12 protein-coding genes are annotated in these 16,824 nt (G+C 65.3%); 11 read left to right on the forward strand and 1 reads right to left on the reverse strand.

Going from position 1 to position 16,824, the window contains the following annotated elements; all coding sequences use genetic code 11:
- The first annotated feature begins 17 nt into the window (after nucleotides 1-17).
- The 6 genes from K9U15_RS04635 (at nucleotide 18) to K9U15_RS04660 (ending at nucleotide 8,112) form a co-directional block, all read left to right on the forward strand.
- Nucleotides 18-1,286 carry an aspartate aminotransferase family protein gene (locus K9U15_RS04635; RefSeq protein ID WP_301155671.1) on the forward strand — a complete coding sequence of 423 codons (1,269 nt, stop codon included), beginning with the start codon at nucleotides 18-20 and terminating at the stop codon, nucleotides 1,284-1,286.
- A gap of 260 nt (nucleotides 1,287-1,546) precedes the next feature.
- On the forward strand, nucleotides 1,547-1,975 hold the full coding sequence (locus K9U15_RS04640; RefSeq protein ID WP_015538624.1) for an arginine repressor: 429 nt from the start codon (nucleotides 1,547-1,549) through the stop codon (nucleotides 1,973-1,975).
- 246 nt (nucleotides 1,976-2,221) lie between these two features.
- Nucleotides 2,222-3,553, forward strand: a complete 1,332-nt coding sequence (locus tag K9U15_RS04645; protein ID WP_154248318.1) for an argininosuccinate synthase — start codon at nucleotides 2,222-2,224, stop codon at nucleotides 3,551-3,553.
- A gap of 14 nt (nucleotides 3,554-3,567) precedes the next feature.
- Nucleotides 3,568-4,956 carry an argininosuccinate lyase gene (argH, locus tag K9U15_RS04650; RefSeq protein WP_096227126.1) on the forward strand — a complete coding sequence of 463 codons (1,389 nt, stop codon included), beginning with the start codon at nucleotides 3,568-3,570 and terminating at the stop codon, nucleotides 4,954-4,956.
- Nucleotides 4,957-5,222: 266 nt separating this feature from the next.
- On the forward strand, nucleotides 5,223-7,532 hold the full coding sequence (locus tag K9U15_RS04655) for a transglycosylase domain-containing protein (RefSeq protein ID WP_301155672.1): 2,310 nt from the start codon (nucleotides 5,223-5,225) through the stop codon (nucleotides 7,530-7,532).
- A 76-nt stretch (nucleotides 7,533-7,608) separates the two neighbouring features.
- Nucleotides 7,609-8,112 carry a hypothetical protein gene (locus K9U15_RS04660; RefSeq protein WP_087192071.1) on the forward strand — a complete coding sequence of 168 codons (504 nt, stop codon included), beginning with the start codon at nucleotides 7,609-7,611 and terminating at the stop codon, nucleotides 8,110-8,112.
- An 85-nt stretch (nucleotides 8,113-8,197) separates the two neighbouring features.
- Here K9U15_RS04660 and K9U15_RS04665 read toward each other — a convergent pair whose 3' ends face one another.
- Nucleotides 8,198-10,342 carry a transglycosylase domain-containing protein gene (locus K9U15_RS04665; protein ID WP_367316864.1) on the reverse strand — a complete coding sequence of 715 codons (2,145 nt, stop codon included), beginning with the start codon at nucleotides 10,340-10,342 and terminating at the stop codon, nucleotides 8,198-8,200.
- A 242-nt stretch (nucleotides 10,343-10,584) separates the two neighbouring features.
- Between K9U15_RS04665 and K9U15_RS04670 the strand changes: the two genes are divergently transcribed.
- The 5 genes from K9U15_RS04670 (at nucleotide 10,585) to K9U15_RS04690 (ending at nucleotide 16,437) form a co-directional block, all read left to right on the forward strand.
- Nucleotides 10,585-13,074, forward strand: a complete 2,490-nt coding sequence (locus tag K9U15_RS04670; RefSeq protein WP_301155674.1) for a U32 family peptidase — start codon at nucleotides 10,585-10,587, stop codon at nucleotides 13,072-13,074.
- Between the two features lie 151 nt (nucleotides 13,075-13,225).
- Nucleotides 13,226-14,437 (forward strand): tyrosine--tRNA ligase, encoded by a 1,212-nt coding sequence (gene tyrS, locus K9U15_RS04675; RefSeq protein ID WP_096227122.1) that lies wholly within the window; start codon nucleotides 13,226-13,228, stop codon nucleotides 14,435-14,437.
- A 153-nt stretch (nucleotides 14,438-14,590) separates the two neighbouring features.
- On the forward strand, nucleotides 14,591-15,082 hold the full coding sequence (locus K9U15_RS04680) for a hypothetical protein (RefSeq protein WP_096227121.1): 492 nt from the start codon (nucleotides 14,591-14,593) through the stop codon (nucleotides 15,080-15,082).
- A gap of 24 nt (nucleotides 15,083-15,106) precedes the next feature.
- Nucleotides 15,107-15,598: an RNA polymerase sigma factor gene (locus K9U15_RS04685; protein ID WP_015538618.1), complete on the forward strand. Its 492-nt coding sequence runs from the start codon at nucleotides 15,107-15,109 to the stop codon at nucleotides 15,596-15,598.
- Entirely contained in the window at nucleotides 15,595-16,437 is an 843-nt protein-coding gene (locus K9U15_RS04690) for a hypothetical protein (RefSeq protein ID WP_096227120.1), read from the forward strand. The genes K9U15_RS04685 and K9U15_RS04690 overlap by 4 nt, the downstream gene beginning before the upstream one ends.
- Nucleotides 16,438-16,824 lie beyond the last annotated feature (387 nt).

The following is a 16,824-nucleotide window of genomic DNA, read 5'->3' on the forward strand; positions in this document are numbered from 1 at the left end:
CGAACGGAAGGACCGTCATGAGCCTCGAGGAACAGCAGGAACTGGAAGAGAGCTACGTCATGCACACGTTTGGGCGCAAGCCCGTCGAGTTCGTGCGCGGCAGCGGCATGGTGCTCGAGGACGACAAGGGCCGCGAGTACCTGGACTTCATCGCCGGCATCGGCGTCATTAGCCTGGGGCATTGCCATCCGGCCGTCGTCCGCGCGCTGCAGCAGCAGGCGGAAAAGCTCATCCATGTGAGCAACTACTACTACATCGAAGGCCGCGGGGAAGTGGCGCGCCGCCTTTCCGACCTGCTCAACTACGGCGCTCCTGCCGGTGCGGAGCCCTGGCAGAGCTTTTTCGCGAACTCGGGCGCCGAGGCTAACGAGTGCGCCATCAAGCTGGCGCGCCTGCATGCCCGCAAGCGCGCGGAGGCGCAGGCGCTCGCCGACGGGGCGGGGGAGGACGAGGCCCGCGCCGCCGCGTCCGCCGCGCCGCGCGTCATCGTCACGCTCGACCGCAGCTTCCACGGGCGCACCATGGCCACGCTGGCCGCCACGGCCCAGCCCGCCAAGCAGGAGGCCTTCCAGCCGCTGCCCGACGGCTTCGCCCATACGCCGCTGAACGACGTGGCCGCGCTCGAGGCCCTGTTCGCCGAGCGCGGCCACGAGATCTGCGCCGTCATGGTGGAATGCGTGCAGGGCGAGGGCGGCGTGCACCCGTGCACGCCCGAGTTCCTGCAGGCGGCGCGCCGCCTCACCGAGGAGCGCGGCACGCTGCTCATGTGCGACGAGGTGCAGACGGGCGTCTTCCGCTGCGGCACGCCGTTCGCGTTCCAGCGCTTCGGCATCGTGCCCGACGTCGTGACCATCGCCAAGGGCGTGGCCTCGGGCATGCCCGCGGGCATGTGCGCGGCCCGCGCCGACGTGGCCGCCTCGTTCGCTCCCGGCGACCACGGCTCCACGTTCGGCGGCAGCAACCTGGCAGTCGTCGCCGCCCAGGCCACGTTGTGCACGCTCGCGGACGAGGGCTTCGGCGAGCGCGTCGAGCGCGTAGGCGCCTACCTGCGCGTGCGCCTGGCCGAATTGACCCACGTCGTGGAGGTGCGCGGGCTGGGGCTCATGGTGGCTGCCGACCTGGCCGAGGGCGTCGATGCGAACGACGTCGTCCTGCGCGCACTGGGCGAGGGCCTCGTCATCAACGCCACCGGCCCGCATACGCTGCGCTTCCTGCCCCCGCTCGTCTGCGAGGAGCAGCACGTGGACCAACTCGTCGAGCGCCTGTCCCGTTTGCTGGGCGCATAGGCCGCGCGCGGCGGAGCGCACGGCCCGGGTGTGCCTGCTGGCTCCCAGCCCGTGTGCGTCCCGCCCGTACCGCCGTTCCACCGGCCAGCAACGACCGCTTCACCGAATTTTTCGTACTTTTGGAAATTCATACTTCGCAAACGCAGTGTCATGAGGTACTATTTACTGCATAAATTTTGCCGGTCTTGCGCTTTTCTGCATAACCGTGCGAATGGCTGTGAAACTGTATGTGATAGTGCTCCGCAAGGAGAGTCGAGGGCATGAGGAAACGTCAGCAACGGCATGACATCATCCGCGATATCATTCGCGAGCATAATGTCAAGACGCAGCGCGATCTCGCCGATCAGCTGCAAGCCGCAGGCTACGATTGCACCCAGGCCACCATCTCTCGGGACATCATGGACATGGGCCTGGTGAAGTCGCGCGAAGGCTATTACGTGCTGCCGGAGGAAATGCGCCTCCAGCGCATGGTTTCCGAACTGGTTGAAGAGGTACACGTGGCAGGCAATCTCATCGTGGTCAAGACGTTCTCCGGCGGAGCCGCCGGCGTCTCCGCTGCGCTCGATAAAGCGAGCTTGCGCGGCGCGCTCGGCACCGTTGCCGGCGACAACACGATCATGATCGCTGCCGAGAGCCCCGAGGCCGCTCTTGAAGTTGAGCGTGCCATCGACCGACTGCGACGACGTTAGTCGTCTACTTTAGCGCGAGGGACGCTTTTCTCCCTCCTTTCCCCCAAGGCTGCCCAGCAGCATGAAGTCGTGAGAGCCGCCCGGCGCTCACGCCACCGCGAAAAGCCGCGATGCACACGGGACCCCGTGTATCCGCACGCCGAGAACGGCAGGGCGGAGCCAAGGCCAACCCGTACCCGCATCGGAGACCCGGGCACGAACCAGCTAAAACAAAAAGAAAAAGCAAACGCAGGAAAGGGATTCATCATGGCAGATCAGAAGGAAAAAGCGGTACTGGCATACTCGGGTGGCCTCGACACGTCGTGCTGCATCAAGTGGCTCCAGGAGAACAAGGGCGTCGACGTCATCGCCGTCGTGGGCGACGTGGGACAGGAGCACGAGGGCCTCGAGAAGATCAAGCAGAAGGCGCTCAAATCCGGCGCGCTCGACTGCCTGGTGGTGGACATGCGGGAGACGTTCGCCAAGGAGTACCTGGCCAAGGCGCTCGCTGCCAACGCCATGTACGAGAACAAGTACCCGCTGGTCTCGGCGCTGTCGCGGCCGCTCATCTCCAAGCACCTCGTGGATGCCGCCCACAAGTTCGGCGCGAAGTACATCGCGCACGGCTGCACGGGTAAGGGCAACGACCAGGTGCGCTTCGAGTCGAGCATCACGATGCTGGACCCCGACATCGAGATCCTCGCCCCGGTGCGCGAGTGGGAGCTCAAGACCCGGCCCGAGGAGATGGAGTGGGCGCAGGCCCACGGCATCGAGGTGCCCACCACCAAGAAGTCGCCGTACTCCATCGACGACAACCTGTGGGGCCGGGCCATCGAGTGCGGCGTGCTGGAGGACCCGTGGACCGAGCCGCCGGCGGACATCTACACCATGACGAGCGATCCGATGCAGGCTCCCGACCAGCCCGAATACGTTGAGCTCACGTTCGCGCGCGGCCTGCCCTACATGATCAACGGCGACCAGAAGAGCTTCCTCGGCATCATCTACGCGCTGAACGAGATCGCCGGCAAGCACGGCTACGGCCGCATCGACATGATCGAGAACCGGCTCGTGGGCGTGAAGAGCCGCGAGTGCTACGAGGTGCCGGCGGGCCTCGCGCTCATCCAGGCGCACAAGGCGCTCGAGGACCTCGTGCTCGAGCGGGAAGTGCTGCATTACAAGCTGGGCATGGAGCAGGCTTGGGCCACCGCCGTGTACAACGGCCAGTGGTTCTCGCCGCTCAAGGAGGCCATCGACGCGTTCATGGCGTCCACCCAGCGCTGCCTGTCCGGCACGGTGAGGCTCAAGTTCTACAAGGGCTCCTGCACGGTGGTCGGCCGGAAGAGCGCCTACTCGCTCTACGACTACGCGCTGGCCACCTACGATAAGGACGACGCGTTCGACCATACGGCCGCCAAGGGCTTCATCAAGCTGCAGACGCTCTCCGGCAAGACGTGGGCCTCGAACCGTCGGCAGGAGGGCGCCCCGGCCGAGCTCTTCGATGCCGAGAAGCAGCAGGGCCCTCTCAAGAAGGGCAAGTACGAGGACGTCACCCCGCTCGGCCAGCAAGTGGTCGAAGAAGCAGAAGCCGTCTTGGCGTAAGCGAAAGGAAACCCATGGCACTCTGGTCAGGCAGGTTCACGGAGAACGTGAGCGAGTTCACGCAGCGCTTCGGCGCCTCGCTTCCGGTTGACAAGGCGCTCTATGCGCAGGACATCGCCGGCTCGAAGGCGCACGCGGCTATGTTGGCGAAGGCGGGCGTCATCGCGCAGGCCGACGCCGACGCCATCGCGGGCGGGCTCGGGCGCGTGCAGGAGCGCATCGAGGCGGGGGAGTTCGCCTTCGACGTCAACGACGAGGACATCCACATGTCGGTGGAGCGCGCGCTGATCGCGGACGTCGGCGACGCCGGCGCGCGCCTGCACACGGGCCGCAGCCGCAACGACCAGGTGGCCACCGACACGCGCCTGTTCGCCAAGCAGCGCTGCGAGGACCTCATGGCGGCCAACGTCGCTCTGCGCCAGGCGCTCGTCAAGCAGGCCGAGGCGCATCCGGACGTCATCATGCCGGGCTACACGCACCTGCAGCACGCCCAGCCCGTGCTGTTCGCGCACCACATGCTCGCCTACGTGTGGATGCTCGCGCGCGACTTCGAGCGCCTGGCCGCCGCCCATCGTGCCGCCGACGCGAGCCCGCTGGGAGCGGCGGCCCTCGCCGGCACCACGTACCCGCTCGATCGCCAGATGACGGCGGAGTCGCTCGGCTTCTCGCGCGTGATCCCCAACTCGCTCGATGCCGTGTCCGACCGCGACTTCCTGCTCGACCTGTCCTACGCGTGCAGCGTGTCGTGCATGCACCTGTCGCGTCTGTGCGAGGAGATCGTGCTGTGGTCCACGGCCGAGTTCGACTTCATCGAGCTCTCCGACGCGTTCTCCACGGGATCGTCCATCATGCCGCAGAAGAAGAACCCCGACTTCGCCGAGCTCATCCGCGGAAAGACCGGGCGTGTGGTGGGCGACCTCGTGGCGCTGCTCGTCACCATGAAGGCGCTGCCGCTCGCGTACAACAAGGACCTGCAGGAGGACAAGGAGGGAGCCATCGACGCCGCCAAGACGCTCGAGGACTGCCTCGTGTGCGCCGCCGGCATGATCGAGACGATGGCCGTGAAGCCCGAGAGCATGCGCGCCCAGGCGAAGAAGGGCTACCTGGCCGCCACCGACGTGGCCGACTACCTGGCGAAGAAGGGCATGCCGTTCCGCCGCGCCCACGAGGTGGTGGGGCACCTCGTGCTGTTGTGCGAGCAACGCGGCTGCGACCTGGACGACCTCGCGCTCGCGGACTTCCAGGCCGAGAGCAGCCTTTTCGAGGCCGACATCACCTCCGCACTCGACCTCGACGCCATCGTGGCCGCCCGCACCACCGAGGGCGGCACGGGCCATGCCGTCGTGGCCGAGCAGCTGGCGCTCGCGAAGCAGGTTCTCGCCGCCGATGAGGCCGCGCTCTAGCCAGCTAGGGCGTGACAGGGGGACGGGGATAATGTCACGCCCCCGTATCTGCCTGAAGGTTGTGAGAGCCCCGTGGGCGTGACATTATCCCCGTCCCCCTGTCACGCACCTTCAACCTCGCGTTCATGCCGCCGGATTATCCGGCGGCATTTTTATGCCTCTCATCGGCCCTTTTGCCTTGTGACCATTTTCCAACAAACTTGTGTTGATTCAAGAGGGCCTGTCCCCCGATGATACAATGGCGAAAGTTTTTTGGAGGTGTTCACGTGGCTTCACGTTCAATGAAGAACCGGCCCAGTGCCAAGAAGAAGCATCCCAAGATCGGGCTGCTCGTCGTCGTCAGCGTGCTGGCGGCCGTAATCGTCGCCGGCGGCGTGGGCGTCTACGCCCTCGGCATGTCCTGGATCGGCGATCTGACGGAGTACGATGTCTCGAATACGGACAATCTCAATACCTCGCTCCCGAGCGAGGCGTGGGACAGCACCAAGACCGTCCAGCTTGCCAAATTCCAGCTGGACAACCGCGAGCCGGTTGAGCTGAACCAGATCAGCCAGTATGTTCTCGACGGAACGGTGGCAACCGAGGACGAGCGCTTCTACGAGCACGGCGGCTTCGACCTGGCCGGCATCGCCCGTGCACTCGTGGTGAACATCACCGGATCGGGTCGCGAGGGTGCCTCGACCATCACGCAGCAGTTCGTGCGCAACACCATCCTCTCCGACGAGATGGATGAGATCTCCATCAAGCGCAAGGTGCGCGAGATGTACCTTTCCGTCAAGCTCGAGGAAGTGTACTCGAAAGACGAGATACTGCGCATGTACCTCAACACCATCAACTACGGCAATGCCACGTACGGCATCCAGGCCGCCTCGCAGCGCTACTTCTCGAAGGACGCGACCGACCTGACGCTGGCCGAGGCTGCCGCCCTCGTGGGCATTCCCCAGTCGCCGTCTTACAACAACCCGCTTGTCGACGGCGGCAAGAACTGCATAGAGCGACGCAATCTCGTGCTCGACCGGATGCTGTCGAATGGCTATATCACCCAGGAGGAGCACGACGCGGCGCAGCAGGCTCCCCTCGAGGTCAACGAGACCATCCCCACGAACGACGGCATCCTCGCCTACCCGTACTTCACCAGCTACATGCGCCAAGAGCTCAAGGAAGAGCTGGGAATGTCGGAGGCGGAGATACTCAAGGGCGGGTTCACCATCGTCACGACGCTCGACGTCACCGCCCAGGAGGCGGCGGAGCAGGCGGCGAGGGACAAGGCCGCCCAGGCAAATGGGACTGCCGGCCTTGACAACGTGTTCGAGTCTGCCATGGCGGCCGTCGACCCCGAGACGGGCCACATCAAGGCGCTCGTCGGGGGCAGGGATTACTCTGAGAGCCAGGTGAACCTCGCAACGGGCACCGGCGGGGCCGGCCGTCAGTCGGGTTCCTCGTTCAAGACGTTCACCCTGGTGGCGGCTATCAAGGCGGGTATCGATCCGCAGACCCTCATCAACTGCTCGGCCACGGCGAAGTTCCCCGGGTGGTCCGTCGAGAACATCAACAAGACGGAGTACGGCACCCGCAGCATCGCGCGTGCATTCGCCGTGTCCTCGAATACCGGTTTCGCGCGCCTCTGTCTGTCGCTCGGGCCCGACGCCGTGGCTTCGGTTGCGAAGGAGATGGGCATCCATTCCAATCTGTCGAGCACCGGTTCCATCACGTTGGGCGTCGATGCGGTGACGCCCCTCGAGATGGCCGAGGCCTACGCCACGCTTGCCAGCGGGGGCGTCCACCACAACACCACCCCCGTCCTGCAAGTTTACAATCGCGATGACGAGCTGGTCGTGGATAATACCACCACCGAGGGAGAGCGGGTGCTCGAGCCCGAGGTCGCCCATGCGGCCCTCAAGGTTATGGAGGGCGTCGTGCAGAGCTCCGAGGGCACCGGCACCGATGCCGCCTTGGCGAACGGGCAAGTTGTCGCAGGCAAGACGGGCACCTCGGACGATTACAAGGACAGTTGGTTCTGCGGCGTGACGCCCCAGATGTCGGTGGCTTTCTGGCTTGGCGACCGTCGCGATTACTTTGGAGACAACTCCTGCGAATCAATCCCGCCGTCGGTGACGGTGGCAAGCGCCTTTGCCAGCTTCATGAACGTGGTGCTCGAAGGGCAGCCTGCGGTCGATTTCGCCAATGCCGCCAATCCGCCGTATAAGGCCTATACCGATGCGAAGTACGGCATCGGGGGCACCGCCGGCTCTTCGGGCGAGGATACTTCGAAAGACTCGGACAAGAAGGACAAAGACACCGATTCCAACAGCGCGAACGGGACCAACAACGGCTCGAACTCGGGTGGCACTAACGGATCCAACACGCCGGGAGGGCCATCCGGCGGTGGGACCGACAAGCCCGATCCGGCTCCAACCCCGGACCCCGAGCCCACCCCGGACCCCGAGCCCACGCCCGATCCGGAACCGGAGCCGACCCCCGATCCTGAGCCCACGCCCGATCCGACGACCCCGTCTGCGGCAAGTTTCTCTCTGCCAACGATTTGGTCGCGCACACTTCAAATGCTCGCCGCATAACAGGTACACTGTTTGCAGGTTGTTTTCACGCGCCGCATCCAAGCGGCGCTTTACTCGAAAGGGAAGTAGGTTGTACATGAAACGTTCCATGCTCATCAAAGCCGTCGGCGTCATGTGCGCGGCCTTCGTGGCGGTTGCCGCGCTCGCCGGCTGCGCATCGCAGGAAAGCGCCGCGACGAAGCAGCAGTCCGAGAACCGACAGTACATGACGCAGGTCAACCAGACGATGGAAGATCTGCAGAGCCGGCTCGACGGCTTCACCGACGCCGTGTCGCGCGGCGACCTGGTAGGCATGCGGACACAGGCCGACAACGCCTACAAGGCGCTCGACGAGCTGGGCAAGCTGAACGTCCCCGACGATCTCAAGGACATCCAGCAGGAGTACGTCGACGGCACGAACAAGCTGAAGGACGCCCTGAACGCCTACATCGAGCTCTACACGGAAATCGACAGCGCCACCGAGGCGCAGCCTTTCGACTATTCGACGTACGACCAGCGTATAGCCGATATCAAGAGCCAGTACGACGAGGGCATCGGCAAGCTCCAGTCGGGCGACAACAAGGCCTCCGAGAAGAACTAGCGGCAGCCTGTTCTTCCAACCAAAACGCCCCCCTTCCTCAAGTTCGTGGAAGGGGGGCGTTTCTATGCAAGGGCAAAACGTCGAATCATCCCGTGCTGTCAGGCGGAGGGTCGGGGGTTGGGTCCGGGTCGGGAGGTGGATCCGGGTCGGGCGTCGGGGTAGGTGTAGGCGTGGGTGTTGGGTCAACCGGCTTCGGTCCCTTCGATACCACGAGCACGATCTTGCCGTTCTGCACGCTCTGGCTGATGACGATGCCCGCTGCGACGCTGCTCGAATACTCTTCGGTATAGGTGACGTCGTACCCGTTCAGCAGGGAGGCGGCATCGCTTAGGGAAAGCCCCACGGCACCCGCCGCCTTCGCGGCGAGCTCCTTGTCCTTCTCTTCCTGCGTTTGCTTCGCGTACTTCTCCTTCTGCTCCGTGTTGAAGGGGTTCTTGTACTCGGGATCCTTCGTCTCGGGGAATTGCACGATCTCCGTACCCGCGAGGGCCCTCGACATGAAGTCCCTCCACAGATAGTTGGCAGTGAGGTCCTCGTCGGTCTGTTCGTAATTGCGGCTGCCGATCCAAGCGGCGCACGAGAGTTGCGGCGAGTATCCTACGAGCCAGTGTCCGCGAAATTCCTGCACGGTGCCCGTCTTGCCCGCCACCGGTTGCCCGTTCGTCGGCATCATGCCGTAGGCGGTGCCGTCAGAAGATTCGAAAACCGTGCGAAGCACCTTGGTCACGGCACCCGCCACCTCTTCGGAGATCACACGCTCTCCCTCGTCGCTGGTCGGTGCCTCGTAGACCACGTTGCCGTTCTTGTCCACGATCTTCGTCACGGCTACCGCCTCGTGTCGCATCCCTCCGGTAGCAAAGGTGGCGTAGGCTTTCGCCATATCGAGGGGCGTGACGTTCTCCGTGCCCAGCGTGGCAATAGGCAGGTTCTGCGTTTCGAAGTTCGCCCCGAGGCGTTGCGCCATCTCGTTCATGGCGGCAGGGGTCACTTTTTCGGCAAGTCGGTAGTAGCCGGTATTCGACGACACGGTGGTGGCGCTTGCGATGCTGCGTATCCCGTAGTTGGTATTGCCGAAGTTCCAAAGCTCTTTGCCGCCCGTTATGGTCATCGGGTTCGTGCAGTCGATCATCGTTGCGGGATTGATGCCCTGCTCGATGGCTGCCGCCAAGGTGAACGGCTTGAACGACGATCCTGTCGGCTGGCCTCCCTGCGTGGCGACGTTCCATTGGTTAGAGAAATAGTCCTTGCCGCCCACGAGGGCTTTTATGTAGCCCGTACTTGGTTCGACGGCCACGATGGAGGACTCGAGATTATCGGCAATGACCTCGTTTTGGGCGGCGCAGGCCGCTTCAGCCTTCTCCTGCATGGCCGGGTCGAGCGACGTGTAGATGGTGTAGCCGCCCTCGAACAGGTCGGCATAGGAGAGGCCGAAGGGGTTGTTCTCGGCCGTCAGAAGGTCACGGACATAGCTGGTAAAGTAAGGATAGGCGTAGATTCCCTGGCTGGGCGGATCGCCGGCCAGGTTCAGATCCTCCTCCAGCGGCACCGCTTGGGCTGCATCGTGCTCCTCCTGCGTGATGTCGCCGGCCGTGAGCATGCGGTCGAGCACCACGTTGCGGCGCTCCTGGCAGGCCTCCGGGTTCTCCTTTGGGTTGAGGTACGTCGGCGACTGGGGGATGCCCACAAGGGCGGCAGCCTGCGACAGCGTCAAGTCGAGCGCCGACACCTGGAAGTAGTTCTGCGCCGCCGCCTCTATGCCGTAGCAGCCGTCGCCGTAGTTGATGGTGTTAAGGTACATGAGGAGTATCTCGTCTTTGGAGTACATCTTCTCCATGTCCACCGCCAGCTGCGCTTCGCGGATCTTGCGCTCGAACGAGATGTCGTTGGCCTCCTCGGACAGCACGGTGTTGCGCACGAGCTGCTGCGTGATGGTGGAGGCGCCCTCGAGCGCCCCGCCGCCCAGGTTGACGAGCACGGCGCGTGCGATGCCGGGAAGGTCCACGCCGGTATGCTCGTAGAAGCGCACGTCCTCGGTGTCCACCGTGCCCTTGAGCACGTAGGGGCTCACCTGGTCGGCCGAGGCGAGCGGGTCGCGCTTCTCAAGCTGGAACTCGGCCAAAAGCGTGCTCTGGTCGCCCGCGTACATCGTCGACTCCTGCGCGTAGTTGAACGCGTCGGTGCTCGACAGGCTGGGGAGGTCGCTCGTCCAATCGTCTATGACGTGAAGCACGCCCTGGACGCCTTGATACGCCACGAAGCAGAAAGCCGCTGCTGCGACAAGCAGGAGCCATTTCGCGGCATGGGTGCGCGTTTCGCGCTGTTTTCGCCGTATTTTCATGGTTCGACTATACTACCATACTGCCGTTGCCGAACCGTTACAACGCGGGCCGGCGCACAGAAAAGAGCATAAAGCGGCTGCTCGCACGCATAATGCACGTGCGGTCGCATGAGATACGCAGTTAGGAAGCAACTATGTCGAACCAGCAAGGCACGGCGCTGCCGTCCGTGGAACTGCTTGCCCCGGCGGGGGGCGCAGAGGCGCTGCACGCGGCGGTGGCAGGTGGGGCGGATGCCGTCTACCTGGGATTGGACGCGTTCAACGCACGGCGCAACGCCGACAACTTCACGCTTGAGACCCTTGGCGAGGCCTGCGACTACGCGCATCTGCGCGGCGTGCGCGTGTACGTGACGCTGAACACCGCCATCTTGCCCTCGGAGGTCGACCGCGCCCTGGAGTGCGCGCGGCAGGCGTACCGGGCCGGCGCCGATGCCTTCATCGTGCAGGACGTGGGCGTGGCCGCCGAGCTCGCCCGGTCGCTTCCCCAGGCGCGCCTGCATATCTCCACGCAGATGAACACCCACAACGCAGCCGGCATCGAGGCGGCCGCCAAGCTGGGCGCGCGCCGCGTGACGCTCGCGCGCGAGCTGTCCCTGGCAGAAGTTGAGCACCTGGCCGGCGTTGCGTCCGACTTCGGCCTGGAAGTCGAGGCGTTCGCCCACGGTGCCCTGTGCGTGTGCTATTCGGGCCAGTGCTTCATGTCCTCGATGATCGGCGGCCGCTCGGCGAACCGGGGCCTGTGCGCCCAGGCGTGCCGGCTTCCCTACGAGCTGCGCAACCGCGCACAGCGCAAGGAGCTGCCGTCGCCGGGCGAGCACCTGCTCTCGCCTCAGGACCTCTGCGCCATCGACCTCATGCCCGAGCTGGTGGCGGCCGGTGCCGCCTCGCTCAAGATAGAGGGGCGCATGAAGTCCGCCGACTACGTGTTCGCGGTGACGTCCGCCTACCGGGCGGTGCTCGACCGCGTGCTGGCCGCGTGCGCGATGGGCGCGATAGGGGAGGATGCCCCCGTGCGCGCCACCGGCGACGAGCGCCGCGCGCTCGAGGAGGCATTCTCGCGCGGCTTCACCACCGCGTACCTCACGGGCCAGCGCGGCAACGACATCATGAGCTACGGGCGCCCCAACAACCGCGGCGTCTTCGTAGGCCGCGTGGCCTACGCGCGCGACGGGGTGGCGGCTATCGCCGCCGAGGAGGAGCTGCACGAGGGTGACGTGCTGGAATTCTGGACGAACAAGGGTCACTTCGCCCACACGCTCGGCCCCCTCGAGGCCGACAAGGCGGGCAACGTGCGCACGGCTCCGCAGCGGGCGGTGGGCAAGGGCGACCGTGTGTTCCGCGTGCGCAACGCCGCCACCGGCTTCGCCGACGACCCGTTGGCGCCGAGCATGCGCGTGGTCGGTTCGGCGCGGCTGCGCATCGGCGAGCCGCTGCGCATCGAGTTTCGGCTCGCCGGCGCGGAGGCCGATGCCGCCGGCGCCATCGGCGTGGCGGAGGGCGACGTCGTGGAGGCAGCGCGTACGAAGGCCGTGGCCGCGACGGACGTCCGGGCGCATATCGACCGGCTCGGGCAGACGCCGTTCCAGCTCGATGCGCTCGATATCGACCTCGACGAGAACGTGGGCATCGGCTTCTCCCAGCTGCACCGCGTGCGTGCCGACGCGCTCGACAACCTAAGCGCGAGCCTGTTGGCCCCCTATCGCAACCGCGCCCTGCCGCGCGTGCAGGAGCGGCCCCGCCGGGTTCCGGCCGAGCGCCGGGGCTGCACGGTTGCCGCATGGGTGACGAACCCCGCCTGCGCGCGCGCCGCCAAGCGCGCCGGCGCCGATACGGTCTACGTTCCGGCCCTCAACTACAAGCGCGGCGAGGCGGTCATCGCCGGCCAGCGCACGGGCACGGCAGAGCAGGCCGGCTACCCGAAGCAGTGCGTCACGGCGCTGCCCGTGGTCGACCATGACCCGGTGGCCGGCACCCGCGAGGATCTGCTCGGCTTCGACCCCTGGCGCTACGTGAAGCCCGGGAAGCCCGTGCTCGCAGAGAGCCTGGGCGCGGTGCAGCGCGCCGCCGAGCTGGGCGCCGTCGTGGAGGCGGGCCCGCATCTGCCGCTTGTGAACCGCCTCTCGCTCGAAACGATGGCCGACTGGGGGGTCGAGCGCGTGTGGCTCTCGCCCGAGCTCACGCTCGGCCAGGTGGCCGACCTAGCCGAGAACGCGCCCGTCGCGCTCGGCCTGACCATCATGGGGGCGCAGGAGCTCATGGTGTGCGAGCACTGCCTGCTCATGAGCCAGGGACCGTGCAACGAGCGATGCGACGAGTGCGCGCGCCGCAAGAGCCCGCACTACCTCAAGGACCGCAAGGACTACGAGTTCCCCGTCGTCACCGATGCGCTGGGACGCAGCCACGTGTACAACGGCGTGGTGCTCGACGTGGCCCAGGTGGTCCCCGACCTCATTGCAACCGGCCTCTCGGGGCTCATGGTGGATGCCACGCTCATGAACGTCGAGGAGACGGCCGCCGCCGTGGCCCGCGCCGTCCGCGCCCGCGACGTGGCCCAGCGCGACGGCAATGCGCTCGCCAAGACTCCCGGCACCACCAGCGGCCACCTCTACCGAGGGGTTTCGTAAGGGGGAAGCACCACGATCAGGGGGTGACAGAGGGACGGGGATAATGTCACCCCCGCAAGCCGGCCCCGCAATCCCGGGCATGTGAAACGCCCCTTGTCGACCACCGATGTGCTAGAATCTCCAACACTATATATGGTAAGGAGAGAGATCGATGCTATCCGCTGAAGAACAACTGCACACCATCGCCTCCGGCGCGGCGCAGATCGTGCCGGAAAGCGCGCTGCTCGAGAAGCTCAAGCGCGGCAAGCCCCTCAACATCAAGCTGGGCGTGGACCCCACGGCACCCGACATCCACCTCGGGCATGCCGTGCCACTGCGGAAGCTCCGCCAGTTCCAGGATCTCGGCCATGGCGTCACGCTCATCATCGGCGACGGCACCGCGCTCATCGGCGACCCGTCGGGCCGTAACTCCACGCGCCCGCAGCTCACGTCAGAGCAGATCAAGGCCAACGCTCAAACCTATGTGGACCAAGCCTTCAAGATCCTCGATCCCGAGAAGACCACGCTGCGCTACAACTCCGAGTGGCTGCTGTCCCTCAACATGGAGGGCCTCTTGAAGCTGGCCAGCAACTTCACGGTGGCCCGCATCCTCGAGCGCGACGACTTCCACAACCGCTACACGTCGAACCAGTCCATCAGCCTGCACGAGTTCCTTTACCCGCTCATGCAGGCCTACGACTCGGTGGTCATCGAGGCCGACGTGGAGCTCGGCGGCACCGACCAGCTGTTCAACCTGCTGGCCGGCCGCGAGCTCATGGAGAAGATGGGCATGGAGCCGCAGGTGTGCCTGACGCTGCCCCTGCTCGAAGGCACCGACGGCGTACAGAAGATGTCCAAGAGCTACGGCAACTACATCGGCCTCACCGACGAGCCGGCCGACATGTTCGGCAAGGTCATGTCCATCCCCGACGAGCTCATGGTGAAGTACTACCGCCTGGCCTCCGCGCTGCCGGTGGGCGAGATCGACGAGATCGAGCGCGGCCTGGCAGCCGACGAGCTGCATCCCAACAAGGTGAAGCGCGCGCTGGCGCGCAACATCGTGGCGGCCTACTACGACGAGGCCGCGGCGCAGGCGGCCGAGGAGCAGTTCGACCTCGTGTTCAAGCAGCACGCCGTGCCCGACGACATCCCCGAGTTCGCGGCCGACCTCGCCCCCAACGACGAGGGCACCGTCTACCTGGCCAAGCTCCTCGCCGATGCGGGCCTGGCCGCCAGCGCCGGCGAGGCCCGGCGCCTCATCGACGGCGGCGGCGTGAAGGTGAACGGCGAGCCCGTTCCCGCCAAGTCCTACAACGTGGACCCGGCGATGCTGGCGGGTGCCACGCTCCAGGTAGGCAAGCGCAAGTTCGTGCGCCTGGTCTAGGAAATCTGCCGACGAAGGCCCGTTCCGCCCTTGGCGGGGCGGGCTTTTTCGCATCAAGGGAAAGAATTTGGAAAACGTTGCAAGGATTCGCCTCGCCCGCTCGTGTTAGCGGTGAAGGAAGAAGCGAACCGAACCAACCAGGAGGACCGAAGCATGAAGAAGAGAACCGTCGCCATCGCCCTTGTCGCGTTGCTGGCAGTTGCCGCCGTGCCCACCATCGCCTTCGCCAGCGCCCAGGGCGGCGCCACGACGACGGAGCCTGTCGTCGTGCGGGGGATTGCCGATTCGGCGCCGGCGGCGCAGAAGGCCGTCGAGGCGGCATCGACCGCCGCGCCCGCGTGTCCGGGCTATGTCGATGCCGATAACGATGGCGTTTGCGACAACTACGCAGCCGGCACGTGCGCGCAGGGCGGACACCATCGCGGCTATGTCGACGCCGACAACGACGGTGTCTGCGACAACTACGCCAGCGGCGCGTGCGCCGGTCAAGGCAACGGCTGTGGCCAGGGTGCCGGCTACGTCGATGCGGACGGCAACGGCACGTGCGACAACTACGAGGCAGGCACCTGCCCGGGCAACGGCGCCGGCCACGGTCACGGCCAGGGGGCCGGCGCGGGCCGCGGCCATCACGGCCGCGGCTGCTAGCGCCGTCGTCGCACCGGGCAGGGCATGAGGCCGCACGAGGACATAGAGCAGGCGATGGACGCTCACGGCTCCACGGTGTGGCGTGTGTGCGTCCTCTACTTTCGTGCTTCGGCCGATGCCCAGGATGCGTTCCAGGACACCATGGTCAAATACGCCCTTGCCGACACCGTCTCGTTCAACGACGACGAGCATCGCAAGGCCTGGCTCATTCGCGTGGCTGCCAACACCTGCAAGGACATGCTCAAGGCATCCAGCCGCGCGAACGTTCCCCTTGACGAAGGCGCCTGCGGCGACAAGCTCGTGTCCTGCGACGAGGCGATGCAGCCCGCATCGTTTTCGAGCGAGGTCGTGGACGCCCTGCGCGGACTGACCGACCCGCCGCGCACGCCCCTCTACCTTTCTCTCTATGAAGGCTACACCGCCCCGGAAATCGCGACGATGGTCGACGCGCCCGTCAACACCGTGTACTCGTGGATTGCACGTGGCAAGATGCTTCTGAAGGAGGCCCTCTCATGAACGATTTGGAGCAACGCGTTCGCGAGGCCTTCGATGAGGTGTCGCTTCCTCCCGAAGTGAGGGCGCGCACGCTTGCCGCCATCGACGATCTGGTACAGCCCAGGGAAGCTTTGCCTTCGAAGCCCCCTGCGCCGCGCATTGTGAAGTGGCGCCGTGCCGCCATCGCCCTTGCAGCGTGCTTGGCGCTGACGGCCGTGGGCCTCATAGGCTCCCGCCTGTACTTCGAGGAGACGGCATTCGTGGGCATCGATGTGAATCCGTCTATCGAGCTTGGCATCAACCGCTTTGACATCGTTGTCTCGGCGAAGGCCTACAACGAGGACGGCGAGGCTCTGCTCCGTGACGTATCGGTTACGGGAAAGCCCTACGACAGCGCCGTGGCAACGCTCACCTCGAGCACCGCCTTCGCGCCTTACCTGGAAAGCGATGCCTACATTGCGATAAGCGTGGCTTCCAACGATGCAGGCCAGTCCGACACGCTGCGCACGCAAAGCGACGCCTGCCTGCGCAGCCTGCCTTGCGAGGGCTCCTGTCATACGGTTGACGCGGAGACGCGCGCGGCCGCTTCGGCTGCCGGCATGGGTGCAGGCCGCTATCAGGCGGCACTCCGCCTGCTGGAGCTGGACAGCAGCTTGACGCTCGAAGACTGTGCCTCCATGAGCATGCATGAGCTGCGCAGCCGTATCGCCGCCCTCGAAGGCGGCGAGCCAGAGGGGGAGGGCGGCCAGCAAGGCGGCGCAGGCTGGGGATCCGGTCACGACGGCCCCTCTGGCAACGGCCACGGGCAGGGGGTAGGCCAGGGAAAGGGCGCTTCGGGCAAGGGTCACCACGCCGAATAAGCGCAAGTTTGAAGGATATGTGGCGCCATCCACGATAAGCTTGAAGCTTAATAGTGCTTCATCAGGCGTTTTACCAAAAGGTGTCGAAAAGTTTTCAAAAACTTGCATTTTCCCATTGCGTTGGTAATAGCTTACCGGTATTATACAAAACCCGCGCTTGAGGAGAGCGTGGGTCGTTCCTTCTGAAGAGAGCTTTTAGGAGCACGAAGATTGCGAGTCCGTTTCAACGGCATCTCGAAAATCTTCGAAAGTTCTTGAAAAAAGTTCTTGACAGGATGGCAACGGGAAGGTAAAGTATCTCCTTGCGCCGCTCGCCCGGAAGGGAGGCGGCGAGGCCCCCCGGAAGGGGAGGCGGGAACCTTGAAAACCGGATATTGCGAGATGAAT

Origin of the sequence: Gordonibacter sp. RACS_AR68 (assembly GCF_030418485.1) — a bacterium.
GTDB classification, from domain to species: domain Bacteria; phylum Actinomycetota; class Coriobacteriia; order Coriobacteriales; family Eggerthellaceae; genus Gordonibacter; species Gordonibacter urolithinfaciens.

Coding starts and splice junctions, on each gene's coding strand:
- K9U15_RS04685 (WP_015538618.1), top strand. CDS start 15,107: ATGAGGCCGCACGAGGACATAGAGCAGGCGATGGACGCTCACGGCTCC.
- K9U15_RS04690 (WP_096227120.1), top strand. CDS start 15,595: ATGAACGATTTGGAGCAACGCGTTCGCGAGGCCTTCGATGAGGTGTCG.
- K9U15_RS04645 (WP_154248318.1), top strand. CDS start 2,222: ATGGCAGATCAGAAGGAAAAAGCGGTACTGGCATACTCGGGTGGCCTC.
- K9U15_RS04635 (WP_301155671.1), top strand. CDS start 18: ATGAGCCTCGAGGAACAGCAGGAACTGGAAGAGAGCTACGTCATGCAC.
- K9U15_RS04640 (WP_015538624.1), top strand. CDS start 1,547: ATGAGGAAACGTCAGCAACGGCATGACATCATCCGCGATATCATTCGC.
- K9U15_RS04660 (WP_087192071.1), top strand. CDS start 7,609: ATGAAACGTTCCATGCTCATCAAAGCCGTCGGCGTCATGTGCGCGGCC.
- K9U15_RS04670 (WP_301155674.1), top strand. CDS start 10,585: ATGTCGAACCAGCAAGGCACGGCGCTGCCGTCCGTGGAACTGCTTGCC.
- K9U15_RS04680 (WP_096227121.1), top strand. CDS start 14,591: ATGAAGAAGAGAACCGTCGCCATCGCCCTTGTCGCGTTGCTGGCAGTT.
- argH (WP_096227126.1), top strand. CDS start 3,568: ATGGCACTCTGGTCAGGCAGGTTCACGGAGAACGTGAGCGAGTTCACG.
- tyrS (WP_096227122.1), top strand. CDS start 13,226: ATGCTATCCGCTGAAGAACAACTGCACACCATCGCCTCCGGCGCGGCG.